This is a genomic window from Pseudomonas putida, from assembly GCF_001941965.1.
Taxonomy (GTDB): Bacteria; Pseudomonadota; Gammaproteobacteria; order Pseudomonadales; family Pseudomonadaceae; genus Aquipseudomonas; species Aquipseudomonas putida_L.
Map to the genome: position 1 here is coordinate 77,936 of NZ_MKZO01000067.1, position 24,968 is coordinate 102,903.

28 protein-coding genes and 1 tRNA gene are annotated in these 24,968 nt (G+C 63.2%); 11 read left to right on the forward strand and 18 right to left on the reverse strand.

Going from position 1 to position 24,968, the window contains the following annotated elements:
• The first annotated feature begins 36 nt into the window (after window positions 1-36).
• Window positions 37-507, forward strand: coding sequence for an RNA methyltransferase (locus tag PSEMO_RS27820; RefSeq protein WP_075806095.1), 471 nt, complete (start codon window positions 37-39; stop codon window positions 505-507).
• 67 nt (window positions 508-574) lie between these two features.
• Window positions 575-937 carry a YgaP family membrane protein gene (locus PSEMO_RS27825; protein WP_075806096.1) on the forward strand — a complete coding sequence of 121 codons (363 nt, stop codon included), beginning with the start codon at window positions 575-577 and terminating at the stop codon, window positions 935-937.
• A 114-nt stretch (window positions 938-1,051) separates the two neighbouring features.
• Here PSEMO_RS27825 and PSEMO_RS27830 read toward each other — a convergent pair whose 3' ends face one another.
• Together PSEMO_RS27830 and PSEMO_RS27835 are read right to left on the reverse strand one after the other, a co-directional pair.
• A complete protein-coding gene (locus tag PSEMO_RS27830) occupies window positions 1,052-2,272 on the reverse strand; it encodes a hypothetical protein (RefSeq protein ID WP_075806097.1) in 1,221 nt (406 codons plus the stop codon).
• A 36-nt stretch (window positions 2,273-2,308) separates the two neighbouring features.
• Window positions 2,309-2,758, reverse strand: coding sequence for a YcgN family cysteine cluster protein (locus tag PSEMO_RS27835; protein ID WP_075806098.1), 450 nt, complete (start codon window positions 2,756-2,758; stop codon window positions 2,309-2,311).
• A gap of 155 nt (window positions 2,759-2,913) precedes the next feature.
• Between PSEMO_RS27835 and PSEMO_RS27840 the strand changes: the two genes are divergently transcribed.
• Window positions 2,914-3,507 carry a nitroreductase family protein gene (locus PSEMO_RS27840; protein ID WP_075806099.1) on the forward strand — a complete coding sequence of 198 codons (594 nt, stop codon included), beginning with the start codon at window positions 2,914-2,916 and terminating at the stop codon, window positions 3,505-3,507.
• Window positions 3,508-3,614: 107 nt separating this feature from the next.
• On the opposite strand, the gene PSEMO_RS27845 is transcribed toward PSEMO_RS27840, so the two are convergent.
• The 5 genes from PSEMO_RS27845 to PSEMO_RS27865 form a co-directional block, all read right to left on the reverse strand.
• Entirely contained in the window at window positions 3,615-4,547 is a 933-nt protein-coding gene (locus tag PSEMO_RS27845; RefSeq protein ID WP_075806100.1) for a D-2-hydroxyacid dehydrogenase, read from the reverse strand.
• Between the two features lie 62 nt (window positions 4,548-4,609).
• Entirely contained in the window at window positions 4,610-4,903 is a 294-nt protein-coding gene (locus PSEMO_RS27850) for a YcgL domain-containing protein (protein ID WP_075806101.1), read from the reverse strand.
• Window positions 4,900-6,033, reverse strand: a complete 1,134-nt coding sequence (gene rnd / locus PSEMO_RS27855) for a ribonuclease D (protein ID WP_075806293.1) — start codon at window positions 6,031-6,033, stop codon at window positions 4,900-4,902. The genes PSEMO_RS27850 and rnd overlap by 4 nt, the downstream gene beginning before the upstream one ends.
• Before the next feature lie 111 nt (window positions 6,034-6,144).
• Window positions 6,145-7,779: a phosphoethanolamine transferase gene (locus tag PSEMO_RS27860; RefSeq protein WP_075806102.1), complete on the reverse strand. Its 1,635-nt coding sequence runs from the start codon at window positions 7,777-7,779 to the stop codon at window positions 6,145-6,147.
• Between the two features lie 272 nt (window positions 7,780-8,051).
• Complete coding sequence (locus PSEMO_RS27865) at window positions 8,052-8,417, reverse strand: 5-carboxymethyl-2-hydroxymuconate Delta-isomerase (protein ID WP_075806103.1); 366 nt, start codon at window positions 8,415-8,417, stop codon at window positions 8,052-8,054.
• Window positions 8,418-8,530: 113 nt separating this feature from the next.
• On the opposite strand from PSEMO_RS27865, the gene PSEMO_RS27870 reads away from it, so the two are divergent.
• A complete protein-coding gene (locus PSEMO_RS27870) occupies window positions 8,531-8,761 on the forward strand; it encodes a YdcH family protein (RefSeq protein ID WP_075806104.1) in 231 nt (76 codons plus the stop codon).
• A gap of 76 nt (window positions 8,762-8,837) precedes the next feature.
• Here the strand turns inward: PSEMO_RS27870 and PSEMO_RS27875 are convergent, their stop codons facing one another.
• On the reverse strand, window positions 8,838-9,614 hold the full coding sequence (locus PSEMO_RS27875) for an IclR family transcriptional regulator (RefSeq protein ID WP_075806105.1): 777 nt from the start codon (window positions 9,612-9,614) through the stop codon (window positions 8,838-8,840).
• 167 nt (window positions 9,615-9,781) lie between these two features.
• On the opposite strand from PSEMO_RS27875, the gene PSEMO_RS27880 reads away from it, so the two are divergent.
• The 7 genes from PSEMO_RS27880 to PSEMO_RS27910 all read left to right on the forward strand — a co-directional run bounded on the left by PSEMO_RS27880 (window position 9,782) and on the right by PSEMO_RS27910 (window position 15,732).
• Window positions 9,782-10,540 (forward strand): ABC transporter substrate-binding protein, encoded by a 759-nt coding sequence (locus PSEMO_RS27880; RefSeq protein ID WP_075806106.1) that lies wholly within the window; start codon window positions 9,782-9,784, stop codon window positions 10,538-10,540.
• A gap of 63 nt (window positions 10,541-10,603) precedes the next feature.
• Window positions 10,604-11,260 carry an amino acid ABC transporter permease gene (locus PSEMO_RS27885; RefSeq protein WP_075806107.1) on the forward strand — a complete coding sequence of 219 codons (657 nt, stop codon included), beginning with the start codon at window positions 10,604-10,606 and terminating at the stop codon, window positions 11,258-11,260.
• Complete coding sequence (locus tag PSEMO_RS27890; protein WP_075806108.1) at window positions 11,257-12,000, forward strand: amino acid ABC transporter ATP-binding protein; 744 nt, start codon at window positions 11,257-11,259, stop codon at window positions 11,998-12,000. Before PSEMO_RS27885 ends, PSEMO_RS27890 begins: the two co-directional genes overlap by 4 nt.
• A complete protein-coding gene (locus PSEMO_RS27895) occupies window positions 11,997-13,274 on the forward strand; it encodes an NAD(P)/FAD-dependent oxidoreductase (protein WP_075806109.1) in 1,278 nt (425 codons plus the stop codon). The genes PSEMO_RS27890 and PSEMO_RS27895 overlap by 4 nt, the downstream gene beginning before the upstream one ends.
• A gap of 17 nt (window positions 13,275-13,291) precedes the next feature.
• Complete coding sequence (locus tag PSEMO_RS27900) at window positions 13,292-13,627, forward strand: cupin domain-containing protein (RefSeq protein ID WP_075806110.1); 336 nt, start codon at window positions 13,292-13,294, stop codon at window positions 13,625-13,627.
• 67 nt (window positions 13,628-13,694) lie between these two features.
• A complete protein-coding gene (gene pdxR, locus PSEMO_RS27905; protein ID WP_075806111.1) occupies window positions 13,695-15,173 on the forward strand; it encodes a MocR-like pyridoxine biosynthesis transcription factor PdxR in 1,479 nt (492 codons plus the stop codon).
• A 100-nt stretch (window positions 15,174-15,273) separates the two neighbouring features.
• Complete coding sequence (locus tag PSEMO_RS27910; protein ID WP_075806112.1) at window positions 15,274-15,732, forward strand: GNAT family N-acetyltransferase; 459 nt, start codon at window positions 15,274-15,276, stop codon at window positions 15,730-15,732.
• Window positions 15,733-15,912: 180 nt separating this feature from the next.
• On the opposite strand, the gene PSEMO_RS27915 is transcribed toward PSEMO_RS27910, so the two are convergent.
• The 10 genes from PSEMO_RS27915 to bamC form a co-directional block, all read right to left on the reverse strand.
• Complete coding sequence (locus tag PSEMO_RS27915; protein WP_081430348.1) at window positions 15,913-18,315, reverse strand: TonB-dependent siderophore receptor; 2,403 nt, start codon at window positions 18,313-18,315, stop codon at window positions 15,913-15,915.
• A 96-nt stretch (window positions 18,316-18,411) separates the two neighbouring features.
• Window positions 18,412-19,359: a FecR domain-containing protein gene (locus PSEMO_RS27920; RefSeq protein ID WP_075806113.1), complete on the reverse strand. Its 948-nt coding sequence runs from the start codon at window positions 19,357-19,359 to the stop codon at window positions 18,412-18,414.
• Window positions 19,356-19,862 carry a sigma-70 family RNA polymerase sigma factor gene (locus tag PSEMO_RS27925; RefSeq protein WP_075806114.1) on the reverse strand — a complete coding sequence of 169 codons (507 nt, stop codon included), beginning with the start codon at window positions 19,860-19,862 and terminating at the stop codon, window positions 19,356-19,358. Before PSEMO_RS27925 ends, PSEMO_RS27920 begins: the two co-directional genes overlap by 4 nt.
• A 95-nt stretch (window positions 19,863-19,957) precedes the next feature.
• Window positions 19,958-20,662 carry a hypothetical protein gene (locus PSEMO_RS27930; protein ID WP_075806115.1) on the reverse strand — a complete coding sequence of 235 codons (705 nt, stop codon included), beginning with the start codon at window positions 20,660-20,662 and terminating at the stop codon, window positions 19,958-19,960.
• Window positions 20,662-21,369: a nucleotidyl transferase AbiEii/AbiGii toxin family protein gene (locus PSEMO_RS27935; RefSeq protein WP_075806116.1), complete on the reverse strand. Its 708-nt coding sequence runs from the start codon at window positions 21,367-21,369 to the stop codon at window positions 20,662-20,664. The genes PSEMO_RS27930 and PSEMO_RS27935 overlap by 1 nt, the downstream gene beginning before the upstream one ends.
• Window positions 21,366-21,989, reverse strand: a complete 624-nt coding sequence (locus tag PSEMO_RS27940; protein WP_178392068.1) for a hypothetical protein — start codon at window positions 21,987-21,989, stop codon at window positions 21,366-21,368. Before PSEMO_RS27940 ends, PSEMO_RS27935 begins: the two co-directional genes overlap by 4 nt.
• 171 nt (window positions 21,990-22,160) lie before the next feature.
• Window positions 22,161-22,250 (reverse strand) — tRNA-Ser (locus PSEMO_RS27945).
• Window positions 22,251-22,343: 93 nt separating this feature from the next.
• The gene (purC, locus tag PSEMO_RS27950; protein WP_075806118.1) at window positions 22,344-23,054 is read right to left on the reverse strand and encodes a phosphoribosylaminoimidazolesuccinocarboxamide synthase; all 711 of its coding nucleotides are present in this window, start codon (window positions 23,052-23,054) and stop codon (window positions 22,344-22,346) included.
• Window positions 23,055-23,082: 28 nt separating this feature from the next.
• Complete coding sequence (locus PSEMO_RS27955; RefSeq protein WP_075806119.1) at window positions 23,083-23,841, reverse strand: MBL fold metallo-hydrolase; 759 nt, start codon at window positions 23,839-23,841, stop codon at window positions 23,083-23,085.
• Window positions 23,842-24,954 carry an outer membrane protein assembly factor BamC gene (gene bamC / locus PSEMO_RS27960; protein WP_075806120.1) on the reverse strand — a complete coding sequence of 371 codons (1,113 nt, stop codon included), beginning with the start codon at window positions 24,952-24,954 and terminating at the stop codon, window positions 23,842-23,844.
• Window positions 24,955-24,968: the final 14 nt, after the last annotated feature.

The window sequence follows — 24,968 nt, forward strand, 5'->3', positions numbered from 1 at the left end:
CGTATAATCGCGTCTTTTTTGCGAAGGGCCCGGCACGTGGCGAACAAAAGGTACAGCTGCATCGGCCTGTACAACCCCAAATCCCCTGAAAACGTCGGCTCGGTGATGCGCGCCGCCGGCTGCTATGGCGTCAACTCGGTGTTCTACACCGGCAAGCGCTACGAGCGCGCCCGCGACTTCGTCACCGACACCAAGCGGGTGCACTACGACATCCCGCTGATCGGCATCGACGATTTGCAGAAGATCATTCCCCTGGGCTGCACCCCTGTCGCCGTGGAACTGGTGGACGGCGCCCGCCCGCTGCCGGAGTACACCCACCCGGACCGTGCCATCTACATCTTCGGCCCCGAGGACGGCAGCCTCGACGACGACGTGCGCGCCTGGTGCGAAGAAACCATCTACATCCCGACCAATGGCTGCATGAACCTCGCGGCCACGGTCAACGTGGTGCTTTACGACCGCATGGCCAAGGGGCTGAACACCCGTTCCGGGCCGCGCTTCAAGTAAGCGATGGAACGCCGGCCGCGGGCTGGCGGTCTGTTGGCTATCACATCACTCAAGAGGAGAAGCGCTTATGCGCCAGAAGCCAGAGATTCCGGCAACGCCCTTTCAGAGCAATCCGGAACACAATGTCCAGGGCTGGGAACGCGCCGGTTCGGTGTTCACCGGGGTGGTGATGGTGGGCAAGGGCCTGCGTCGCGGCGGGTTGTTCGGGCTGGTCCAGATGGCCATCGGCGGCGCCGTGCTGGCCCGCGGGGTGACCGGGCATTGTTCGGCCAAGAGCCTGCTGGAGAAGGGGCGTCAGGATCTGGACGGGATCCGCGCACGGATCGAGCGTACCGGGAGTGAGCTGAAGTCGTTGAAGGATGCGGCGGAGGCGGCGACCAAGAGTGCCACGGTGACCGGGAATGATTCGTTGGTCAGTCCCAAGCCCTGAGAGTTGCTGTGTTCTTCAGGGCCTCATCGCTGGCAAGCCAGCTCCCACAGGTTTCAGCGGTGTACGCGATACCTGTGGGAGCTGGCTTGCCAGCGATAGGGCCCTGAAGATCGATCACTGAAGCAGCGGACTACGCAAAACTTCGGATTCCCGCCCGATCACACTGTCCGCCAACTGCACGAACTCCGCCGTACTGACACTGTTCATCCGCATCAACGCCCGCACCAGATCATCAAGCGACTGCTTGTTATGGGTATGAATGCGGATCTCCCGGTCCAGCGCCTGCAACAGCAATACCGCACGGGCGATGGTCGCGCTGCTGACCTGATCGCCGCGCAGGCTGGTCACCGCCTTGCCTTCCTTGTTCAAACGCGCCTGCAAGGCCTGGTAGCGATCATCACTGATGCCCCCGGCCCGGCGCAGCAGCTCGGTCGCGTAGTACTCCGCCAGCCCCTCGGTAATCCAGTCACTGCCCTCGCGATCGTTGACCTGGGCAAACACCCGCACCAGTTCGCGCAACAACGGACTGCTGCCGTTCTCGCTGACCAGCGGGCTGGCACTGTTGAGGTAGATCGAGTTGTTCGCCGCCCGCGCGCCACGCCACAGGTGCTCACGGGCGCCCACCAGCAGCAGCTTCGGCGGGTTGCGCGGGAACACCGCCTGGTACTGCGGCCAGACGAAGGTCAGCAGCGTGAGTACGTCCATGCGCCGTTGCCCCTGCCCTACCGGTCCGGCCACGCTGACCTCGGTCTCGCCTAGCCGGGCACGCCGGGCCCCGACTGTCCCGGCCAGCATCCAGCCCGTGGGCCGGTCGAACAGGCGCGAGACGTTATCGATACGGAAACGCTGCTTGCCGATCCGCGGCCAGGCGGTCTCGATACTGCCCCAGCCGCTGGGCAGGTCGACCATCAGACGGGCAACCAGTTCGGTGCCGTCCTGCTGGTCCAGGCGTGCCGGCGGCACCAGGTCATCACCACGGAACAGCGCCCAGTTCGCTGCAATACGGCTGTCGTAGCTGCCATTCTTCAGCTTGTGGTTGAGGCGCACCTTGTAGCTCAGGCTGGCCTTGCCCGGCGCCGGCTGCCAGACCCCACGCTGGCTGTCCGCCGCCTGCTGCCACGGGCCATCGGCCTTGAAGTCGCTGTACAGGCCTTCCTTGCCCAGATCGAAATCCAGGCTGCGCACCTGGGCACCATCGGCCAGGGTCACGCGCACTTCGGCCTGGCCGCTCTGCGGCAACAGGCGCACGTGGTAATCCAGATCGACTTTTTTCGCCCAGGCAGCATTGCTTGCCAACAGCAACACAGCCCATGCCAGAGGGTGACGCACCAGCATTGCCCGACTCCTTGCACGAACGCGGAACGCGCCAGATCAGCTGGCGCGGAATATCAGATAGTCTTCCCAATCATCTTCGGCGACGCTGTTCTCGCTGAGCATCCGCCCGGACTGCGAGATGCGCCGCTTGTGCACCTGCTCGCGGTCACCGCACACCAGATGGTGCCAGTCCGGCAGGTCCTTGCCTTCGCTGACCAGGCGGTAACCGCAGGTCGGCGGCAGCCATTTGAACTGGTCGGCCTTGCCCGGGGTGAGCTGGATGCAGTCCGGCACGTGCTCGAAACGGTTCGGGTAGTCGCTGCACTGGCAAGTCTTGAGGTCCAGCAATTTGCAGGCGATCCGCGTGTAGTAGACGCTGTTGTCGTCTTCGTCTTCGAGCTTTTGCAGGCAGCACAGACCGCAGCCATCGCACAGCGACTCCCATTCGACGGAATCGAGCTGATCGAGGGTCTTGCGGGTCCAGAACGGCGCGGAGCTTGCCAGCATGTTGCGGTGATCCTGTATCAAAATTCTTCGGCCCTGTCGGGCGGCGCCAGTCTAGGACGTGCGCTGCGGCTTTTCCAGACCGCTTGTCAGGGCCGGGGTGACAGTTGTAGTTTTGCAAATCATTTCAATTCTCGTCCCCTGTCCAGGAACCCGCCATGAGCGCCAATCCTCGTATCGCTGACTACGCCATCCATGAACAGTTCATCCAGCGCTGGTCGCCGCGTGCCTTTACCGGCGAGGCGATTTCCGAAGAAACCCTGCTGAGCTTCCTCGAAGCCGCACGCTGGGCGCCGTCGGCCTACAACTCGCAGCCTTGGCGTTTCCTCTACGCTCGCCGCGACACGCCGAGCTGGGAGCGTTACCTGGGCCTGCTCAACGAATTCAATCGCAGCTGGGCGCAGCATGCCTCGGCGCTGGTGATCGTGATCTCCAAGACCACCTTCACCGCCCCGGGCGCCAGTGAAGAAACCCCGGCCCTGTGGCACACCTTCGACACCGGCTCGGCCTGGGGCCACCTGGCGCTGCAGGCCAGCATCAGCGGCTGGCACACCCACGGCATGGCCGGTTTCGACCAGGAACTGACCCGCAAGGAGTTGAAGATTCCCGAAGGCTACGACCTGCACGCGGTAGTGGCGATCGGCAAGCTGGGTGACAAGGCGACCCTGGCTGAATACCTGCAGGCCCGTGAAGTGCCGAGCCCGCGCCGGCCGCTGAACGAGCTGGCGGCCGAGGGTGATTTCACCCTGTAAGCCTTCAGGGCCTCATCGCTGGCAAGCCAGCTCCCACAAGGACCGCGTGCACCGCAAACCCTGTGGGAGCTGGCTTGTCGGACCGCCGCACCGCAGCGATAGCGGTCTCAATAGCCCCGCGAAAAATCGACCTCTCCGCGCAATTCATCGCCCCGCTGATAAGCCCCCAGATTCCCCACGAACAACCGCACCATCGCCGTCGGCGAAGTCGGCGCCGAACTGTGCCCGGTCAACAGCAACCCCAGCGCCGTCCAGAAGGGATGATTCCTCGGCAACGGCTCCTGCCGGCACACATCGATCACCGCCCCGGCCAGATGCCCCTTGGTCAGCGCCGCCACCAGGTCGCCATCGACCACCGCTGCGCCACGCCCGGCGTTGATGAACAGCGCATCCGGATTGAAGCGCTCGAACAGCGCCAGGTCATAGATATCATGGGTCGCCGGGGTATCCGGCACCAGGTTGATCACGTAATCCACCTGCCCCACCAGCCGGCCAATCTCGTTCAGCCCGGCCACTTCGACAAAGGGCTCCAGCTCGCGGGGTGAACTGGCGACGCCGTACAGCGTGCAGCCGAACGGTACGAGGAAACGCGCAACCTCGCAGCCGATATCACCGGTGCCGACGATCAGCACCCGGCGCCCTTCAAGGCTGCGGCCAGGCCGGCCGTCCCACTTGCGCTCGACCTGGCTCATCAGGCGGGTCAGCACCTCGCGCTCGTGGCCGAGCATATAGGTCAGCACATACTCGGCCATCACCTGACCGAAGATACCCACGGCCCGGGTCAACCGGTATTCGCGGGGCAGCCCTTCGGCCAGCAGCGGAGTAATCCCGGCCCAGGTCGACTGCACCCAGTCCGGGCGGTGGCCCTGGCGCAGCAGGGTTGCCAGCAGGTCCGGCTGGCCCAGCCACACCGGGCATTGCGCAGCCAGCTCCGACAGTTCGGCGGAATCACCACTGGTCAGCACTTCGAGTTCGGGCAATGCCTCGCGCAGCAGGCGGGCATAGAGGGCGTGATCCTGTTCGGCGATCAGAACGCGCATATCGATTACAACCTTGCAGAACGGCGGGAGGGCCGGCCAGGACCGGCCCTGCGGAGACGGGATCAGACCGGATCGTTGCGGCGCAGCAATTCTTCCGGCAGGTGCTCGATGTATTCCTCTTCGGCCGGCGGCATCTGCAGGTGGAAGCCCTGGTTGTCGAGGTTTTCCAGGACCTTGCCGATGTCTTCGCTGGCCAGGGTGCGTTCCGGGGTCAGCACCACGTCGAAGGCGTGCTGCGGGGTGCCAAACAGCGGCAACAAGGCATCCGGCACCTTGTTCAAGCCATCGGCCTTGAGCAGGTAGAGGTACATGCCCTGCTTGCGCGGGCTGCGGTAGATCGAACAGATACGTTTCAAGAGGCTTCTCCAGCGTCGGCCAGGCAATCCAGCAGGGCCTGGCCCATTCGCTCGCGACGCCAGCCGCGCAGCGAGTCGGGCAATTGGTACGGTCCGTCGGGGTAGCCGCTCTTAAGCAGTGCCTCGAGGGTTTTCTTGCGCAGCATCAGCTCGGGGGCGATGTTCAGGCGCTCGCCTTCGGCCTGGCCGATGGCGCGCAGTTTTTTCAGCAGCGCCGCGGCCTCGATCGGCAGCGGCTCGGGCACCGCCGGCGGCCACTCGTCTGGCGGCAGGTTGCCGTGGCGCTTGATCAGGTCGAGGAGGAACTCGCCATCCTGGCGGATGGTGCGCGGATGCATGTCCTCGATGCGGGCCAGGGCCACCAGGTTGTCCGGCTGGGTCCGGGCAATCGGCCACATGGCATGTTCACGCAGCACGCGGTTGCGCGGCACGTCACGCTCGCGGGCCTCCAGCTCGCGCCAGGCGCACAGTTCGCGCAGCACGGCGAGCTGGGCGCGGGACAGCTTCCAGGCCAGCTTGGCCTCGCGATACAGCTCCCAGGGATCGATCTCCCGGCACAGCTGCACCACCAGTTCGGCACCGTCTTCCAGGACCCAGGCGTTCTTGTCGTCGCTCAGTTGCGGACGCAGGCGCTCGTACAGCTCGGCCAGGTGCACGGCGTCTTCCGCCGCGTAGCTGACCTGGGTCTCGGAGAGCGGGCGCTGCAGCCAGTCGGAACGGGTTTCGCCCTTGGGCAACTCGATGCCGAGGACTTCCTGGACCAGGCGCGAGTAGCCCATGGAGAAACCGAGATTGAGGTAACCGGCCGCCAGTTGCGTGTCGAACAGCGGCGCCGGCAGGCTGCCGGTGAGGCGCGCAAGGACTTCGAGGTCTTCGCTGCAGGCGTGCAGGACCTTGATCACCGCCGGGTCTTCGAGCAGGCCGGCCAGGGGCTGCCAGTCGTTGATCAGCAGCGGATCGACAAGGAAGGCGCGTTGACCATCGCCGACCTGGATCAAACCGGCTTTGGGGTAGAAGGTGTCGACCCGCATGAACTCGGTGTCGAGGGCCACGAAGGGCAGTTGACGCCAGTGCCGGCAATGTTCCGCCAGGGCGCTGTCGTCGGTAATCCAGTGAATATCGATGGCCACAAGGCTCTCCCACATACAATGGCGCGCAGTATATACGGCACAGGCCACCGCCGGGAAACCGCTCGACGGTAGCCTTTCCAGAGTAGGTGGCGCGAGCCCGTGCCGCGTTTTTTAAAGTGATGCCTGGGCGGGACGGCAACCGGCGAACAGGTCCAGTTGCGGGTTGTACAGCGAGGTCTTGACCTGCAGCAGGCCGAGCATGGAGTGGAACAGGTTGTCCTGGCTCAGCGGCCGCTCGCGACCCTGTTGCAGGCAGTCGGTATCGACGCCGAAGCTCTTGCGGTAGTTGTCCGAGAACCAGGCCAGCATCGGCACGTGCTTCTGCTGTTCCGGCGCCAGCATGTACGGGGTGCCGTGGAGGAACAGGTTGTACTCGCCCAGGGACTCGCCATGGTCGGAGAGGTAGATCATCGCGGTGTCGACCTGGTCCTGCTTGCTGCGCAACACATCGATCAGCGAGGCCAGTACGTGGTCGGTGTACAGCAGGGTATTGTCGTAGCCGTTGACGATGCTCTGCCGGTCGCACTGGTTCAGCGCGTTGCTGTGACACACCGGGGTGAAGCGTTCGAAGCTGGCCGGGTAGCGCTTGTAGTAGTCCGGCCCGTGGCTGCCCATCTGGTGCAGGACCAGCACGGTGTCTTCCTTCAGGTCATCGATGCGCGCGACGAGGTCCTTGAGGAGGATCTCGTCATGGCATTCGTTGTCGGCGCACAGCCCGGGCTCTTTCAGGTTGCTGACATCCTCGAAGTGCACCCGGTCGCAGGTGCCCTTGCAGCCTGACTGGTTGTCGCGCCAGTACACCGCCAGGCCGGCACGCTGGAGCATGTCCAGCAGACCCTCCTGGTTCTTCGCCCTGGCGGCGTCGTAGTCCTTGCGGGTCATGCCGGAGAACATGCAGGGCACCGACACTGCGGTTTCGGTCCCGCAGGAGGTGACATTGCTGAAGCTCACCAGGCCCTGTTCCTTGCTCAGTTCGGGGTTGGTATCGCGGTTGTAGCCGAGCAGGCCGAAGTTCTCCGCCCGGGCACTCTCACCCACCACCAGCACGGTCAGGGATTTACGCGGATGCGCCGACCAACTGGAAGCGAGCGTGGCGTCTTCGCCGATCTTGCGGAACGGCTGCGAGGCGACACCGACTTTCTCCTTGGCATAGTTCACCGAGGCGCCGATGTAGTTGCTCGGCACGATCATCAAGCGCAGCTCATGGTGGTTGCGGAACAGCGAGGACAGGCCCTGGTAATTGACCATCGCCACCACCGCCAGCAACGCCGCGCTGCCCAGCAACACCAAGACTTTCTGCAGCAGTTCCCGCGGCAGGCTGCGGAACTTCACTGGAATCCTGAACAAAACAAAGGTCGGAACTATCCCGAGCAGGAAGATATAAACGAACAACTTCGGCGAGAGCAGGTCGCGCACTTCGGTGACATTGGTCTCCAGGGTATTGCGCAACATGCCGATATCGATCAGCACGCCGTATTGGCTCATGAAGTAGGCAACACCGGCGCTGATAATGAATAGCGTTGCCAATACCGGCTTGAGCACTTTGCGAAACGCCAGCAAGGTCAGCACGATATTGAAGGCGCACAGCAGCAGCACACCGAAGGCAACGCGCAGCACCAGGGCCTTGGCATCGCCTTGAAGTACGGTGGTGAGGTGCCCCCACAGCACCGAGTTGAAGCCGATCAGCAGATAGGCGCTGGCAAGCAGCGTCACCCATTCGGGACGCAACGACTTTATTTTCAGCATGACGATTCGCTTTTAAAAAGATCCATCCACTGATGCCTTTGCGACATCAGGTTGTTCGCGGGGTGGACTTTAAGCAGGCGCTCATCAATTTTCCGTGAAAAAAATGGCAACAAACGATGGCGAAAATGAACCTTTGTTAATCCGTATCGTTTTATTCAGCCGCCGTTCAGCTTTCTCAGCTTCAAGCCGTAAGCTGCAAGCTACAAGTAAAGGCCAGAGCCGCGCTGGCTTGGCTGTTTCTTGCAGCTTGCAGCTTATGGCTTGGAGCTTGGTCACCCGGGGAAGCGTACTTTGGAATAGGAATCGCGATCGATATCCAGAATCTCCACGCACAACTGGGTATCGATCCCGGCCGGTATCGTCAGCACATCCTTCAGGGCTTCCAGCAGGCTGGCGGACAACTGACGCTTGATCTCCGGAGAACGCCCGCTGAGCAGCGCCAGCTTCACATGGACAAAAGCGCGCTCGACGGGCGCCACGCCGATACGGAAGGTTTCATGGGCGACAGCGCGGCTCTTGATATCCACCTCGTCGCTGAACTGGCCGCTGGCGACCAGGGCGCTGTTCAGGCGCAGCAGGGCCTTGTCGGTATCGAGGTCACGCAGGTTGGCGCTGTATTCCAGATGAAGCTGGGGCATTGGGGATTACCGGTCGCGGAAAAAAGAGCCGACAGACTAACCCCGCCTACCCAACCCGGCAAAGGCATCTACGCTGAAGGTTCATGCCCCGACCTGACTGAGGAGTTGAAGCTATGCCGGTCAAGCACAATCTGTACGCCGACCTGGGAGTGACCGCGGAAGCATTCGAGGCGCTGAAGAAAAGCAGCCCCCATCTGGGCGAGCTGGAAAACCGCTACCTGCAGAAGGACAAGGAAGTCGTCGAAGCCGAACAGAGCGCCAGCGCGGATGACATCGTCACCCGCCTGCGCAAGGAACGCCTGGACATCAAGGACAAGATCGCTGGCTTGCTGAAACCCGCCTGATCCCTCCAACGCGCTGACGCTTCGACGTCAGCGCACCTGATCCGCGTTGAACACGAAGCCATCAGCAGGCTTGATCCTACAACGTTCTGATCGAAGTGCTGATAGCCCGCGCACATTCCAGCGCAGCCGGCGCCAGGCGGCGCTCGGCCTCTTCACGAGTCCAGCGGCTGGTAGGCGCCACCACATGCACCGACGCCACCGGCCGCCCCTGGCTGTTGCGCACCACCGCCGCCACTGCCATATCGCCGAGGAACAGCTCCTCGCTGTTGATCGCATAGCCCTTGCGGCGGATCTCGGCGATTTCACCGAGTATCGCCTCCATCGAGGTCCGGGTGAACTGGGTATGGCTGGCGATATCGCTCTGCTCCAGCAAGGCCATGACCTCGTCATCCTCCAGCGCACTCAGGTAGGCACGCCCGGACGCCGTGCAGTACATGGGAATGCGACTGCCGATCGGCAGGTGGATGGGGATGAACTTGGGCCCGACGAAACGCGCAACATAGAGCATGTCACTGCGCACCGGCTCGGTCAGGTTGGTGGTCTCGCCGGTGGTCTGCGCCAGCTCGGCGAGGAACGGGTTGGCGACGTCCACCAGGGTATCGGCAGCCAGGTAGTTGTAGCCGATCTCCATCACGTGCGGGGTCAACTGGAAGCGCTTGGTCACCGGATGCTTGCTGACATAACCCAGGGCTTCGAGGGTGTGGATCATCCGTTGCGCGGAGCTTTTGTTGATGCCGGCCGCTGCCGCCACCTCGGCCAGGTTCATGGTGCGATTGCGTGCGTTGAAGGCCCGCAGCACCGCCAGGCCTTTCTCCAGGGACTGGTTGAACAGGCTGTTGTCGTTGTCGCTCATGTCGCGTCCTTGGTAAAAAACAGGCTTTGAATATCGATAGTCGATACTTATAAATCTCTTTACGATTTATGTAAATCACATTATGGTGAATTTACCGCCTCCTGCCGCTTCATGAGGCATCCATAACGCACAACTATAAAAAACCGCGTCAAATGGGAGTATTCGCCATGCATCCTCGCTTTCGTGTGTTGACCTGCGCCCTTGCCCTGATGGCCAGTTGCGCAACCTCGCTGGTCGCCAATGCCGATACCTACAAGGTCGGCGCCACCGCCACCGGCATTCCCTTCACCTTCCTCGACGTCAAGAGCAACAGCATCCAGGGCATGATGGTCGACTCGGCGCAGGCCGTGGCAAAGGCCGCCGGCTTCGAAGTGGAGATCGCCCAGACCACCTTCGCCGCCCTGATTCCCTCGCTGACCGCGCGCAAGATCGACCTGATCTCCGCCGCCATGCTGCGCACTCCGGAGCGCGAGAAGGTCGTGCAGTATTCCGACCCGGTGTTCGAGTACGGCGAGGGCCTGATCGTGCGCGACGACGATACCGGTGCCTACACCAGCATGGATGACTTCAAGGGCGAAGTGGTTGGCGCCCAGGTCGGCACCATCTTCATCGACGAGTTGAACAAGCGCGGCATCTTCAAGGAAGTGCGCGGCTACGACTCCCTCGCCGACCTGACCCGCGACCTGGCCCTGGGCCGGATCAAGGCCGGCTTCGGCGACCATCCGATCCTCGCCTACCAGATGTCCAAGGGCACGCTGAAGAAGGTCCGTCTCGTGGACAGCTACACCCCGCAGATCAAGGGCGAGGTGTGCATCATCCTGCGCCAGGGCGACAGCGACATGCTCAGCCGGGTCAACCAGGGCATCGCCAGCATCAAGGCCGACGGCACCCTGGCAGCGATCATCGACAAGTGGCACCTCGACTGACCGTCGATTCTCACGCGCCCCGTGCGGGCGCGCTTTCCTGATTCGCACTCACGGACATTTCCCATGTTTCTCCAGAACGCCCTGGACTTCCTGCCCATTCTCCTGAGTGGCGCGGTGGTCACCGTGCAGGTCACGATCGCCTCGTTCCTGCTCAGCTCGATCATCGGCCTGGCCTTCGCCCTGATGATGGTGTCGAAGGTCCGCGCCGTCGCCCTGTTCGGCATCACCGTGGTCAACATCATCCGCGGCCTGCCGATCATCGTGCAGCTGTTCTACATCTACTTCGTCCTGCCGGAGTTCGGCGTGCAGCTCAGCGCCCTGCAGGCCGGCATCATCGGCCTGGGCATCGCCTACTCGGCGTACCAGGCGGAGAACTTCCGCGCCGGTATCCAGGCCATCCAGCAGGGCCAGATCGAGGCCGCCGAGTCCATCGGCATGCGCGGACCGATGATCATGCGCCGGGTGATCCTGCCCCAGGCCTTCCGCATCGCCCTGCCGCCCTACGGCAACACCCTGGTGATGATGCTCAAGGACTCGTCGCTGGTATCGACCATCACCGTCGCGGAAATGACCCGCGCCGGCCAGCTGATCGCCTCCTCGACCTTCGAAAACATGACCGTCTACACCCTGGTGGCCCTGCTCTACCTGGCCCTGAGCCTGCCGCTGTCCTATGCCCTGCGCCGCCTCGAAGCGCGGATCGCCACGAGGAAGAACGCATGATCAGCATCAAGTCCCTGCATAAAAGCTACGGCAGCACCCGGGTTCTGGAAGGCATCGACCTGAACGTCGAAAGCGGCCAGGTGGTGTGCCTGATCGGCCCGTCCGGCTCGGGCAAATCCACCCTGTTGCGCTGCATCAACGGCCTGGAAACCTATGAGGGTGGCGACATCCTGGTGGGCAGCGAGCGGGTCGACCGGCATGCAAAGAGCATCCATGAGATCCGCACCCAGGTCGCCATGGTGTTCCAGCGCTTCAACCTGTTCCCCCACCGCACTGCCCTGCAGAACGTGATGGAAGGCCCGGTGTACGTGAAGAAGGAAGACCCGGCCGCGGCCCGCGAACACGCCCGCGCCCTGCTGGAGAAGGTCGGCCTGAGCCACCGCATGGACGCCTACCCGGACGAGTTGTCCGGCGGCCAGCAACAGCGTGTGGCCATCGCACGCGCCCTGGCCATGCGACCCAAGGCGATCCTGTTCGACGAACCGACTTCGGCCCTCGACCCGGAACTGGTCGGCGAGGTGCTGACAGTCATGCGCACCCTGGCCGCCGAGGGCATGACCATGGTGGTGGTGACCCATGAAATGGGCTTCGCCCGCGAGGTGGCCGACAAGGTCTGCTTCCTCTATGGCGGGCGGATCGTCGAGGAAGGCGCGGCGAAGGACGTACTCGGCGCACCGCAGCAGCCGCGCACCCAGGAATTCCTCCGGCGCCTGCTCAACACCGAAGGAGGCCAGGCATGAGCCTGCAACTGCCCCCTTCACTGTGGGCCGCCACGGCCATCGAGGCCCCGGCCACCCCGCCGCTGCGCGACAACCTGCGGGTCGATGTGGCGGTGGTCGGCGCCGGCTATACCGGGCTGGTCACCGCCCTGCACCTGGCCCGCGGTGGCGCCCGGGTCTGCGTGCTGGATGCCGGCGAGCCGGGCTGGGGCGCTTCGGGGCGCAATGGCGGCCAGGTGATCCCCGGGCTCAAGCACGACCCCGACGACCTGCGCCGGATGTTCGGCGGCGACCGCGCCGAGCGCCTGATCGATGTGGTCGGGCACGCCGCCGATAACGTCTTCGAACTGATCGAGCGCTACAACATCGACTGCGAGGCGACCCGCCACGGCTGGATCCAGCCGGCTGCCTCCCCCACCGCCATGCGCGCCATCGAACGCCGCGCACAGCAGTGGCGGCAACGCGGCGTGCCGGTGGAAATGCTCGACCAGGCCAGCGTCACCCGGCGCATCGGCAGCAGCGACTACCTCGGTGCCTGGGTCGACCCCCGGGCCGGCAGCGTGCAGCCGCTGAGCTACGCCCGCGGCCTGGCCCGAGCAGCGATTGCCGAGGGCGTGCAGATCCACGGGCATAACCGCGTCACCGACCTGTGTCAGGAAGACGGGCGCTGGCGGCTGACCACCGATCAGCAGCACAGCGTGCGTGCCGAGCATGTGGTGCTCGCCACCAATGGCTACACAGACAACCTCTGGCCGAACCTGCGCCAGACCCTGCTGCCCGCCAACAGCTTCATCGTCGCCACCCGCCCCCTGCCGGAAGACCTGCGGCGCAGCGTGCTGCCCGGTGGCGAGGTATGTTCCGATGCGCGACGGCTGCTTCTCTACTTCAAGCAGGACGCCAGCGGCCGCCTGTTGCTCGGTGGCCGCGGCCCGTTCGCCGAACCGCGTTCGGCAGAGGACTGGAATCACCTCAAGCGCTCGATGCTCGGGCTGTTCCCGCAACTGGCCGGGGTCGAGTTCGAGTACCAGTGGGCCGGACGCGTCGCTCTGACCCAGGACTTCATGCCACGCCTGCACGAGCCGGCGCCGAACCTGAGCATCCTGCTCGGCTACAACGGTCGCGGCATCGCCATGGCCAGCACCCTCGGACGGCACCTGGCGCAGCGCTTGCTGGGCAAGGAAAAGGAATTTCCGTTCCCGGTCACGCCGATCCGCCCCATTCCGTTCCATGGCCTGCAGCGCCTTTACCTGGGCGTCGGTATCGCCTGGTACCGGCTGCTCGATGCCGTTTTCTGATGCGAGGAGATCACCTGATGAAACCTGTCGTACTAGCCGCCGTTAGCGAAGAACAATTCAGCGAACCCGCTCCGGTGGGGGATTCCGGAGCCCTCAGCCGCAGTGCCGGGCAGCACAGTCTGCAAGGCGCGAACGCGGAAACCGGAATCTGGGAGTGCACACCCGGGAGTTTTCGCCGGGGCGTGAAGGAAGCGGAGTACAGCTACATCATCAGTGACGAAGGCAGCTTCACACCGGATGGAGGCGAGCCGCTGGAGTTCCGGGCAGGCGATACCCTGTGTTTTCCGCCGGATACCCAGGGGCTGTGGACCATTCGCGAGACGGTGCGCAAGAGCTACGTGATTTTCGGCTGATCGCGGACTTCGGGCGGTCGTAGAATGGCGGGATTATCCCGTCCATTCACGGATGAAGAGCAGACCAATGTTCAAGACCGCCCAGTTGGAATCGGTAAAGGCCTGGATCAGTGACCCGGCCCACGGCGTGCTTTCACTGCATGTGCGCATCCAGCGCGGGATTCGTCAATTGATCCTCGATGGCGCGCTGGCCGTAGGCAAGCCGCTGCCGGCCACGCGACCACTGGCAGTGTCCCTGGGTGTATCGCGGGACACGGTCGAGGCGGCTTACAGCCAGCTGCATGCCGAAGGGTTTATCGAGCGCCAGGTCGGCAGCGGCAGTTTCGTCTCGGAACGTGCCCGCCATCTGCCGCCGCGCAAGCGCCAGCCTGCGAAGGCGAATACCGGACCGGCTGAACTGAGTCGTCGCGGAGCCGCCGTGTTTCGCGACGGCGGTGTGCACAACTTCCAATACCCGCGCCCCTTCGCGCCCGGCGTTGCCGAAACGCGGAATTTTCCGCTGCCGGTCTGGGAAAGACTGGAACGCCAGGTCATCAAGGAGCATGGCACCCGTGCCCTGCTGCACAGCGCGCCACAGGGCATGGAGGTGCTGCGCAGTGCGATCGCCGATTACCTCAACCTCGAACGTGGTGCCCAGGCCAGCGCCGAGCGGGTGCTGATCCTGACCAGCTCGCAGCAGGCCCTGAGCCTGTGCTCGACGGTGCTGATGGATAGCGGCGAGCGGGTGCTGGTGGAGGATCCCATGTATCACGGCGCACGCAAGGCGATTGGCGCTGCGGGCCTGGAAGCTGTCCCGGTGCCCGTCGATGAACATGGCATGCAGGTCGAGGCCATGGCCGCCCTGGCACCGGATGCCCGGGCGGTGTTCCTGACCCCGTCCCATCAATTTCCCAGTGGCACCACCCTGTCCCTCGACCGGCGCCTGGCCGCCATCGAATGGGCGCGCCAGCAACGGGCCTGGATCATCGAGGACGACTACGACAGCGAGTTCCACTACGAAGGGCGCCCCACCGCCTGCGTGCAGGGGCTGGATGCCCATGAGCGGACGCTCTATATCGGCACCTTCACCAAATCCATGTTCCCCGGCCTACGCATCGGTTACATGGTCCTGCCGCCACAACTGGTCGGTCCGATGACGGCGGCGCGGACGTTGCAGGACGGACATAACCCTTCACTTTCGCAACTGACCCTGGCGCGCTTTATCGAGGGCGGGCATCTCGGTGCCCATGTCAGGACCATGCGTGCGCTGTACAAGGCTCGCAGGGATATCCTCGCCGAGCTGGTACACCGGCATCTGGCGGATTTCCTCGTGCCACAGGTTCCCGCTGGCGGCATGCAGATGCCCTGCTTCTTTACCCGGCCCATGGATGAACGGGCGCTGGTCGCTGCCGCAAGGGCAGTGGACGTGGACTTGCTGGGGATGGGCAGCCTGTATGCGCGACCGCGCAACGACGTGGGCTTCCTGATGGGCTTCGCGGCGCATACGCCGGCGGAACTGACGGCTGCAGTGAGCAAGCTGAAGAAGCTGCTGCGCAAAATGGTCTGACTGGCTATCGGTAATTGGCCGGCTATTTCAGCCCATTCCAGGACTATAAATCGCAACCGGGCACACGCCCGCTTCGACCAGTCCAGACAGGAGCCTTTCCATGGCAGCAGTAGAACAATCGATAGTGATACGTCCCTTGGCGCAAGGTGATATGGAGCAGTGGTGCGAATACTGGAGCAGCTACCAGACCTTCTACCAGGTGGACCTGGGCATGGAACTCACCGGCGTCACCTGGGAGCGCTTCTTCGACCCTGCGGAGCCGGTGCATTGCGCGGTGGCTGCGGACAACAAGCGCATCTACGGTTTCGTGAACTGGGTATTTCACCGTTCCACCTGGGGCAGGAACGACTTCTGCTACCTCGAGGACCTCTACGTCTGCCCGAGCGCACGCGGGCGGATGATCGGCAAGCAGTTGATCGAATACGTGCAGGGGCAAGCGCGGGAAAAGGCCTGCGACCGGCTCTACTGGCATACCCAGGAAAGCAATCGCACGGCGCAGCGGTTGTATGACTGGATCGCGGAAAAGCCGGGGGTGATCGAGTATCGGATGGGGTTGTAAGCGCTGCTTTCGCAATGATGGTGCCTGGTCGGGCCAATCGCTGGCAACGCCAGCTCCCACAGGGTTCGGTGGTGCTCGCGGTCCTTGTGGGAGCCGGCGTTGCCGGCGATGGGGCCATCAGCGACAGCAGGAATCTGTCGTCGATCCCCATTGGAGCCTCCCACAGGGCCCGCGCACGCGTTAGAAATCCCCGCGCAACGACACCATGTAACTCCGCGGCGTCCCGTACGTCGTCCCCCGGGTCCAGTACCCCGTCGAGTCGAAGTACTTGCGGTCCAGCAGGTTCTCGATGTCCACCCCCACCGTCCAGTGCTGGTCGACCTTGTACGCCGCCCGCGCATCGAACAGCGCCCGGCCGCTGTTGCTCACGCCGTTGTAGGCGTCGTAGTAGGCATTCTGCGCCGAGACACCACCACCGACACTGAAGCGGTTCCACTCACCCGGCAGGGTGTAGTTGGTGTTGGCCCGCAGCATGTGCTTCGGCGTTTGCGCAGAAATCGGCCCGCCATCCTGGGAGCTGGTGGTGTTGAAGGTGTACCCCGCTGCCACTTGCAGGCCCGGCAGCACCTCGCCACTGGCCTCGGCCTCGAAGCCCTTGCTGCGGTTGATGCCCTCGCTGTTGAGGTAGCAGCGGCCGGCGACATCCTGTGGGCAATTTCCGGTATTGGCGTAGTCCCGCGCCGCGACATCTTCCTGCTCGATGTAGAACACCGCGAAGGACACGTTCAGGCGCTTGTCGAGCAGTTCACCCTTGATCCCGGTTTCGTAGTTGGAGCCGATGGCCGGGTCGAGCATGCCACCCGCGGCGGTGCGATAACTGGCCTGAGGCATGAAGATATCGGCGTAGCTGGCGTACCAGGACCAGTCCTGGTCAAGGTCGTAGATCACCCCGACAAAGGGCGTGAACTCGTGCTTCTGCTCGTTGGTCGCCACCAGGTCGTCGCTCCAGGCCTCGGTCTTGTACCAGCTCAGGCGCGCACCGAGGACCAGGCTCAGGTCCTCGGTCATGTGCAGGCGGGCATTCAGGTAGGTGCCGTAGCGGGTGTCGAAGGTGTCGTCCTTGGCGGCCCAGGCCGGTCGCGCGGGCTCCGGGAACAGGTGGTGATCGGGTGCGTAGACGTTGAGCGGCAGGGGGCTGTCCAGGCGTGCCGTCGCATCCTTGTCGTTCATCTTGCGCTTCGACCAGTTGGCGCCCAGGGAGATCTGGTGGCTGAGGCCGAAGGCCTCGAAGTCGCCATCGAGATGACCATCGATGGCATTGGCGGTGACATCGAACTTGTGGAAGTTGGTCCCGGAAATCATCGGTCCGGTCGGGCTACCGTATTCCAGGGTGTCCTCGGCGCTCCATTCGATGGCGCTGCGATTGAACGCACTTTCGGAATGGGACAGGGCAAGCTTGCCGTTCCAGTTTTCATTGAAGCGATGGCTGAGGTCGGCAAAGACTTCATCGGTACGGGTTTGCAACTTGGCCCAGTCCTGACCGAGGAAGGTCGAGCGCTTGAGGTGCGGATTGCTGCCATCGGGGTTGTTTGGCAAGCCGAGGACACTGTAGCCATCGATGCGCGAAGTCTGCCGGCGCAGGCCTACACCGAGGGTGGTGGCGTCGCTCAGATCGCCTTCGACGATGCCGTACAGCAGCGGGCGCTTGCTCTCGGTCACGTCGATGAACGAGTGCTTGTCCTCGTAGGACGCGACCATGCGACCGCGCAGGGTGCCTTCGGCATTCAGCTTGCCGCTGGCATCGAGATCGAGACGGTAGTTGTCCCAGGAGCCGGCGCGGGTGGTGACGGAGAACCTCGGTTCGGTGGTCGGGCGCTTGCGCACCAGATTCACCGCCCCGCCAGGACCGCCCGCCCCCACCAGCAGGCCGGCGGCGCCACGCAGGACTTCGACGCGGTCGAACACCGCCATGTCCGGAATCATCCAGCCGGTGTAGGCGAAGGCCTGCCCGGCCACGCCATCGACCATGTAGCTGTCGTCGGTCAGGTCAAAACCGCGGGAGCTGAAATGGTTGTTGCCATAGCCGCGGTTGGCCCGGGTGATCCCGGGGGTCTGGGCCATCACCTGGTCGAGGGAGACCAGGTTCTTGTCGTCCATCAGCTTGCGGGTGACCACGGTGACCGACTGCGGGGTATTGCGCAGCGACTGCGGGGTCTTGCCGATGGTCACGGCTCCGGTGGTGTAGGAGCCGCTGCCCTCGGTGGTTTCGCCCAGGCCGACGCCGTTGATGCTGGTGGCACCCAGCTCCAGTGCCCCCTCGGTTTCGACCCGGGGTATGACGCTGAGCGTGCCGCTGCCGGTGACTATCACTTGCAGACGGTTGCCCGCCAGCGCTTGCTGCAAGGCCTGCAACGCACTCATCTCGCCACGGATCGCCGCAGCCTGCTTGCCCGCGACCAATGCGGGATCGAGGGAAATCACCTGCCCGCTCTGCCGGGCGATGGCATTCAGGGTTTGCGCCAGGCTGGCGGCGGGCAGATCGAAACGCAGCAGCTGTTGCTGCTGCGCACCTTCAGCCCGGGCGAAGGCCGCGGGCGCGGCGGCCAGGGCGATGGCAAGGGCGAGAGGCCAGGGTTTGAACACGTGGATGCTCCTGATGATATTGGTGTTGTCAGGAGAGAGGTGCAACGAGCGGAAAAAACCGGACACGAATGAGAAAGATTTTTTCTCGCAACCGCGTCACCTTGCCTCGATCAGGGTCAGCCACGGGCCGTAGTGCTTGATCCGGATCGGCAGGGTTTCCGCCAGCGCGGCCAGGGTACGTTCGCTATCATCCAGCGGGAACACGCCCTGCACACGCAGATCACGCACCTGCGGGCTGACCCGGATGAAGCCGGAGCGATAAGGACGCAGCGCGTCGATCAGGGTCGCCAGGGGTTCGTCGAGAATACTGAGCCGGCCATCGACCCAGTCGGCGCGGTACGCCTGCCCGGCTGGCAGCGGCTCGATGCGCTGTGGGTACAGCATCGCGGCCTGGCCTTGCGTCAGGTCCTTGATTTCGCCGGTCGGCAAGGAAGTCCGCACAGCGTGCTTCAGCACCACGACCCGGGTGCTGCCCTCCAGTTGTTCGACCAGGAAGCGCGTGCCCAGGGCACGGATGTCGCCCTGGTCGCTGCGCACGATAAAGGGCCGGTTCGGATCCGCCGCCACCTGGACCACCAGTGCACCGCGATACAGGCGCAAGCGTCGGCGCTCGGCGGAGAAATCGCAATCCACGGCACTATCGGCATTCAGCGTCAGGCGGCTGCCGTCGTTCAGGACCAGGCTGCGACGCTCGCCGGTACCGGTGCGCAGATCGGCCAGGAAGCTCCGGCCGCTCTCGCTGCGTCCGCCCAGCCACAGGCCAGCGCCGAGTACGCCGAGCCCGAGCATCCCGCGCAAGACGTCGCGGCGAGCGGTTTCCGGTTGCAGCAAGGTCTCGCGCAAGGCGCCGGGTGCGCGGCGCACGACGTCATAGTGCCGACCCAGCCCGCGCTGCAATTGCTCCCAGGCGGCGATGTTCGCCGGGCTTTGACCCAGCCACTGCTGGAAGCGGGCCTGCTCCCGGGCGCTGTCCTGTCCGGAGCGCAGGCGGACCATCCAACCGATCGCCTCTTCGGCGACCGGATCCAGTGCCTGGCGACTCATGGCTGTGCCCCGCTCAGATAGCACTCGCGCAGGGCCACGGTCATATAGCGGCCGACGGTACGCTGGCAGACATCGAGACGACGGCCGATCTCGGCGTAGCTCAAGCCGTCGAGCTGGCTCATCAGGAAGGCCTTTTTGACGATCAGGGGCAGGCCGGAAAGGGTCTGGTCGATGGCGTGCAAGGCTTCCAGCAACAGGTGGGTTTCTTCCGGCGACGGCGCCAGCGCTTCCGGCAGCAGCATCAATCGCTCCAGATAGGCTTGTTCCAGGCGGCGCCGGCGATGGCGGTCGAAGATCAGGCGGCGGGCGATAGTGGAAAGGTAGGCGCGGGGTTGCTCGATAGTCTCGGGGTCGACCCGGGAGCTGAGGATCTGGCAGAAGGTCTCCGCCGCAGTGTCTTCCGCGTCCGCACGATTGCGCAGGTGGCGCTGGACGTGCTGCAACAGCCAGCGATGGTGGTCGCTGAAAAGGAAACCCAGTTTGTTGGTGTTGGAGGCGGGCACGGAGAGGGAGACCTGAAGCGAATGAGAAAGAGTCGCAATCTTATAGAGGTGATGGCGATTCCCGCAATGCTCTCGTTTTTTCGAAACGGCCTTGTTCAGGAACTGGCTGGCAGTACGATGTAGCTGCATTCATGGAAGTTTTCGCAGTCTGACTGGAGATCGATGCCCGATTCGCCATAGGCGAGACTGAGCACGCTAGCGTCATCGTTGACGCTCTCCAGACCGACGCCTGAATGCACATGCTCATGCCAATAGCCGTCACTGCAGAGCAGAACCCGCGCATCCGGCGGCAGCTGCGTGGTCAGGCAGACTGGAGAGTTGAAGCGCCTAGCGTTCAGCGACCGAGTCAGCAGGTGCCGTGACTCCTGATCTACCGACATGTCTGCCAACCAGATAGCCTGGCTTTGCAAATTCTGAGGAAGATTCAGCCAGTCGATGGCGCCCGCAGGGCGCTGGATACCTATCAAGCAATCCCCAACATGCGCGGCATGGAGCAATTGCTGTTCCTGGTCGACGAGAACGCAGCAATAGCTCGCAATGGCGTGAAGGTAATGTCGGCGCAACTGCTGCTGCTCGGTACGCATGATGTCGACCAATACCTCGAGGTCGAGCTGTCGGGTCGTTCCGAGGGCGGCATTGATCACGGTACGAGGCCAATACCTGGCTAGACCCTGCCCATCGCCTTTCTCGGCTGCATCCACAAGCACGGCCAGGACCTGGTGGTTCTTGCGTCCGCAAGCGGCTGCATCGCTATTGCCGAGCCGTGCCCTACCTTGGCGACTGACCCAGCGAATCTGCATCAGTGGCCCAACCCCGCCAACGCTTCCAATCGCTCGAAAAGCAGATTTTCGCGATCGGCATCACCTTTGGCCTGGGCACTGACTGCATATTCGAAGTTCCCATCGCCGAGTAAAAGAGCAATTTCCCGGGAGATGTACTCGCGCACTTCAACAACGGCCGATGCTATCTCATCCTGCAGTTCTGCACGCCCGTCAATCAAGTTGAGGATATCCTCCAGATCGCGACTGGACAGAGCATCGCCCCTCCCACGCCCTTGCCAGGCCTCAAGCTTGGTGGCCACGAAGTACACCGGGCTGACCAGATTGATGGTGATTGCATCGTCCAGTTCATAGGAGCTGGAAGTGCTCATGGCGTCTCTGTACCAAAGGTTGGTGAATCCGAGAGAATCATCGTCCGGCATGAAGTCAACGCGAAGATCGCCAAGTTTCATTGCGCAGACGGGGAAGTCTTCGTCATCTTCTTGCGGGCTGACCCGAAATCCTCGAGTACCAAGAGTCTCCTGCAAACGTGCGAAGCCTATTGGCCCCATAACATGCACAATGAGATCAACATCGTCGGTGCTGCGAACTTGTTCACGGGTGAAGGCATCCGTCAGCAGCAAACCGGTGGTGCAACCGCCGACAAACGTCATTTGCCGACGCAGGTCGGGCCCCAGTGCGGTGGCAACCTCAAGCAACATGGCCTGGAGGGTACTGAAAATACTCATGGAAACTCCAGGCGCTCCCGCAACAGTTGCGCGGCAAGGTTGCGTTCGCGAGGCTGCCCCAGCCGTATGGCATCGATCAGTGCAAGCAGGGCGTACATTTCCGGATCTTTCCGGGCCGCATCGGCCGCAGTCCTGAACAGCGGCTCGACCTTCATGCCCATCGTATTGCCGCGGGCGTATGACCAGACCGGCACGAATTCACCAGCGCTGATCAAGCTCTTCTCCAGGACTGGCGCAGCGAAGCCCGTTGCAATGCCACGAGTCAATTCCCCTGCCCGGGCCGGAAACACGTACTTCAGGCCGTAAAGGATGAACTCAAGCAGAGCCTTGGTATTGGCACGAGGGATACCCAGCTTGCGATCCGCCTTGGCCAGGCCAATCTGCATGCAATGCGTCATGGAGACACTGATCTGCGTCTTGCTGATACCCGTCTGCTGCTCCAGCGCACGGGCAGTGTAAGCAAACGAATGCGCTCCACTCCCCTCGTCACTTGAGTGATCTTGATAGAGCGGCTCGGGATCATCACTCCCGTCTTCCCAGTCTGTCCAGTCGTGTGGCCAGGCAGCCACAGCCTTGCCGCGCGACTCATGTCGCTCGAGGCAAACCAGTTTGAGCAGCAAGCCTATGTCTTGACCTTTCATACGATGACCTACGCATCCGTCCCGAGTCCTGGGACACGGGACAAAATGAACATGAAGCCGACTGGACTGCAAGCGAAAATATAGGGGGCCTGCATACCCAGAAACGACAAAGCCCCTGAAACTTTGCAGTTCCAGGGGCTTTGACATGTATGGCGGAGAGATAGGGATTTGAACCCTAGGTACTGTTGCCAGTACAACGGATTTCGAATCCGTCCCGTTCGGCCACTCCGGCATCTCTCCAGTGGCGCGCATCATACCAGCACTTTCTCCAAAGGCGAAGCCTTTTTGAGAAAAAAATCGCGTGCTTTCAGATGCTTGCGCGAACGTGCCGGTTTACAGCGGCACGCCCAGGCGTTTGGCGACTTCTTCGTAGGCTTCGATGACATCACCGAGGCCCTGGCGGAAGCGGTCCTTGTCCATCTTCTTGCGGGTTTCCTTGTCCCACAGGCGGCAACCATCCGGGCTGAACTCGTCACCCAGGACGATTTCGCCGTGGAATACGCCGAACTCCAGCTTGAAGTCGACCAGCAGCAGGCCAGCGTCGTCGAACAGCTTGGTCAGCACTTCGTTGACCTTCAGCGACAGCGCTTTCATCTTGACCAGTTGCTCGGCGGTGCCCCAACCGAAGGCGACAACGTGGGATTCGTTGATGAAAGGATCGCCCTTTTCGTCGTTCTTCAGGAACAGTTCGAAGGTCGATGGCTCCAGCTTGATGCCTTCCTCGACGCCCAGGCGCTTGACCAGGCTGCCAGCCGCGTAGTTACGCACGACGCATTCGACCGGGATCATGTCGAGCTTCTTGACCAGGCATTCGTTGTCGCCCAGCAGCTTGTCGAACTGGGTCGGAACGCCGGCTTCTTCCAGCTTCTGCATGATGAAGGCGTTGAACTTGTTGTTCACCATGCCTTTACGGTCGAGCTGTTCGATACGCTTGCCGTCGAAGGCCGAGGTGTCGTTACGGAACAGCAGGATCAAACGGTCGGCGTCGTCGGTCTTGTAAACCGACTTGGCTTTGCCGCGGTAGAGTTCTTCACGTTTTTCCATGATGGGCTCCGCTTGCTAAATGAGGGGGCTAGACGATTTCGCGCCAGTCGAGCCCGCAATCCTGGTTGGCCACTTGCAGCCAGTCCGGGTCGCACCCGAGGGTATCGACGAAACATTGCCGGGCCAGCTGTGGCAGGTTGTTCTTGCTGCTGAGATGGGCCAGCACCAGGTGCTGCAACTGTTCCCATCCCAGCTCCGCCACCAGGTTCGCAGCCTGGTGGTTGTTCAAATGTCCGTAGTCGCCGCCTACCCGCTGCTTGAGAAACATCGGGTAGTGACCGCGTGCCAGCAGGTCGCGGCAGTGGTTGGCTTCGATCATCAGGGCGTCCAGCCCGCGGTAGTGCTCCAGCAGCACCGAGTCGTAGCAGCCCAGGTCGGTGAGTACGCCGAGGCGCCTGCGACCGTCGCTGAACACGTACTGCAAAGGCTCCAGTGCGTCATGGGTCACCCCCACCGCGCGGATGCTCAGGTCACCGACGTCGAACGTGTCGTTCGCCGCGAGCAGCCCTGTCGCCTCCAGCGGCTTGCGCAGACCGCGCAAGGTGCCTCGACTCAGGTACACCGGAACATTGTAGCGCCGTGCCAGCAACCCCACCCCATGCACGTGGTCGGCATGTTCGTGGGTCACCAGCACGGCGCTCAGGCTGTCTGGCGCTACGCCGAGCCGCGCCAGGCGCCGCTCGGTTTCACGCAGGGAAAAGCCGCAGTCGACCAGCACCCGCGTGTCGCCACTGCTGACCAACGTGCCATTTCCCTGGCTACCGCTTCCGAGAACCGCGAAGCGCACTTAACCCAGGTTGTCCTGGATGACGCTCAGCACGCGACGGGCCACGTCAGCCGGGGCCACGGTATTGATGTTCTTCTCGACGGTGACCTGGACGCTGTCACCCACCTTGCTCAGGCGAACCTGGTAGCGCTCGGCACGGGCTTCGATCTCTTCCTTGCTCGGCTCGCTGCCGAACATGCGGCTGAGGAATCCAGGCTCGCTCTTCGGCTCGGCTTTCTCGGCCAGGTTGATGTAGTACAGGCCCAGGCTGCGGTTGATGTCTTCGACCCGCCATTCGCCGTGCTCCAGGGCACGACCAACGCTGGACCAGGCACGATCGAGGTCGGCGCCGAGGTTCAGCACCGGGTTGCCGCTGCCGTCTTCGCTCAGGCTGACGCGGCTCGGGGCATCGAAGTCGCGGGCCGCGAGCAGGGACACCGAACCGCCCTTCTCGGCGCTGCGGGTCATGCTGGCGAGCATTTCGTCGACCAGCACGGCGTCGACGCCGGTGTTGCTGGAGCGGGCCGGGAAGTCCTGCTCGGCGGTGCTGCCGGCTGCACGCTCGACGGTCACCACGTAGACCTCACTGGTGTTGCGCTGCACGCCCGGCTCGATACGCACGCGAGCGCGGATCTCGCTGTCGCGGCTGCTGGCCGCGCCGCCCAGGCGATCGGCCATGGACGCGGACAGCTCGTCGAAACGCTGCCAGGTGGTGTTGAACTCACCGGTCTGCGGACGCTCTTCAGCGATGCGGAAACCGTTGTCCTCGAAGAACTGCCGGGCCACCGGCCAGGTTTCCGCCGGCGAACGCTGGGCCAGGACCCAACGGGCGGCGCCGCTCTTCTGCAGGCTGAAATCGCTGACATCGGCGGTAGCCGCCAGCGGCAGCGGACGGGGAACCTCGAACTCGCCCTTGACGGTGTCGTCCGCGACATTGCGCGGAATCGGCAGCAGCGGGTCGAGACGCTTCACATTGGTTGCATCGGGCGGCAACTGCATGGGGGCCTTTTGGGTCGCCTCCAGGTAGTCGCTGCCACGGTCACGGAAATACCCGTCTTCGCCCCACAACCAGGCGCAACCGCTGGTGCTGGAAATGACAAGTGCAAGGGCGGAAAGACCAGCCAATCGCTTCATGCGGGGTACGTCCT

Coding starts and splice junctions, on each gene's coding strand:
- PSEMO_RS27825 (WP_075806096.1), top strand. CDS start 575: ATGCGCCAGAAGCCAGAGATTCCGGCAACGCCCTTTCAGAGCAATCCG.
- PSEMO_RS27830 (WP_075806097.1), bottom strand. CDS start 2,272: ATGCTGGTGCGTCACCCTCTGGCATGGGCTGTGTTGCTGTTGGCAAGC.
- PSEMO_RS27835 (WP_075806098.1), bottom strand. CDS start 2,758: ATGCTGGCAAGCTCCGCGCCGTTCTGGACCCGCAAGACCCTCGATCAG.
- PSEMO_RS27840 (WP_075806099.1), top strand. CDS start 2,914: ATGAGCGCCAATCCTCGTATCGCTGACTACGCCATCCATGAACAGTTC.
- PSEMO_RS27845 (WP_075806100.1), bottom strand. CDS start 4,547: ATGCGCGTTCTGATCGCCGAACAGGATCACGCCCTCTATGCCCGCCTG.
- PSEMO_RS27860 (WP_075806102.1), bottom strand. CDS start 7,779: ATGCTGAAAATAAAGTCGTTGCGTCCCGAATGGGTGACGCTGCTTGCC.
- PSEMO_RS27865 (WP_075806103.1), bottom strand. CDS start 8,417: ATGCCCCAGCTTCATCTGGAATACAGCGCCAACCTGCGTGACCTCGAT.
- PSEMO_RS27870 (WP_075806104.1), top strand. CDS start 8,531: ATGCCGGTCAAGCACAATCTGTACGCCGACCTGGGAGTGACCGCGGAA.
- PSEMO_RS27875 (WP_075806105.1), bottom strand. CDS start 9,614: ATGAGCGACAACGACAACAGCCTGTTCAACCAGTCCCTGGAGAAAGGC.
- PSEMO_RS27880 (WP_075806106.1), top strand. CDS start 9,782: ATGCATCCTCGCTTTCGTGTGTTGACCTGCGCCCTTGCCCTGATGGCC.
- PSEMO_RS27885 (WP_075806107.1), top strand. CDS start 10,604: ATGTTTCTCCAGAACGCCCTGGACTTCCTGCCCATTCTCCTGAGTGGC.
- PSEMO_RS27890 (WP_075806108.1), top strand. CDS start 11,257: ATGATCAGCATCAAGTCCCTGCATAAAAGCTACGGCAGCACCCGGGTT.
- PSEMO_RS27895 (WP_075806109.1), top strand. CDS start 11,997: ATGAGCCTGCAACTGCCCCCTTCACTGTGGGCCGCCACGGCCATCGAG.
- PSEMO_RS27900 (WP_075806110.1), top strand. CDS start 13,292: ATGAAACCTGTCGTACTAGCCGCCGTTAGCGAAGAACAATTCAGCGAA.
- pdxR (WP_075806111.1), top strand. CDS start 13,695: ATGTTCAAGACCGCCCAGTTGGAATCGGTAAAGGCCTGGATCAGTGAC.
- PSEMO_RS27910 (WP_075806112.1), top strand. CDS start 15,274: ATGGCAGCAGTAGAACAATCGATAGTGATACGTCCCTTGGCGCAAGGT.
- PSEMO_RS27920 (WP_075806113.1), bottom strand. CDS start 19,359: ATGAGTCGCCAGGCACTGGATCCGGTCGCCGAAGAGGCGATCGGTTGG.
- PSEMO_RS27930 (WP_075806115.1), bottom strand. CDS start 20,662: ATGCAGATTCGCTGGGTCAGTCGCCAAGGTAGGGCACGGCTCGGCAAT.
- PSEMO_RS27935 (WP_075806116.1), bottom strand. CDS start 21,369: ATGAGTATTTTCAGTACCCTCCAGGCCATGTTGCTTGAGGTTGCCACC.
- purC (WP_075806118.1), bottom strand. CDS start 23,054: ATGGAAAAACGTGAAGAACTCTACCGCGGCAAAGCCAAGTCGGTTTAC.
- bamC (WP_075806120.1), bottom strand. CDS start 24,954: ATGAAGCGATTGGCTGGTCTTTCCGCCCTTGCACTTGTCATTTCCAGC.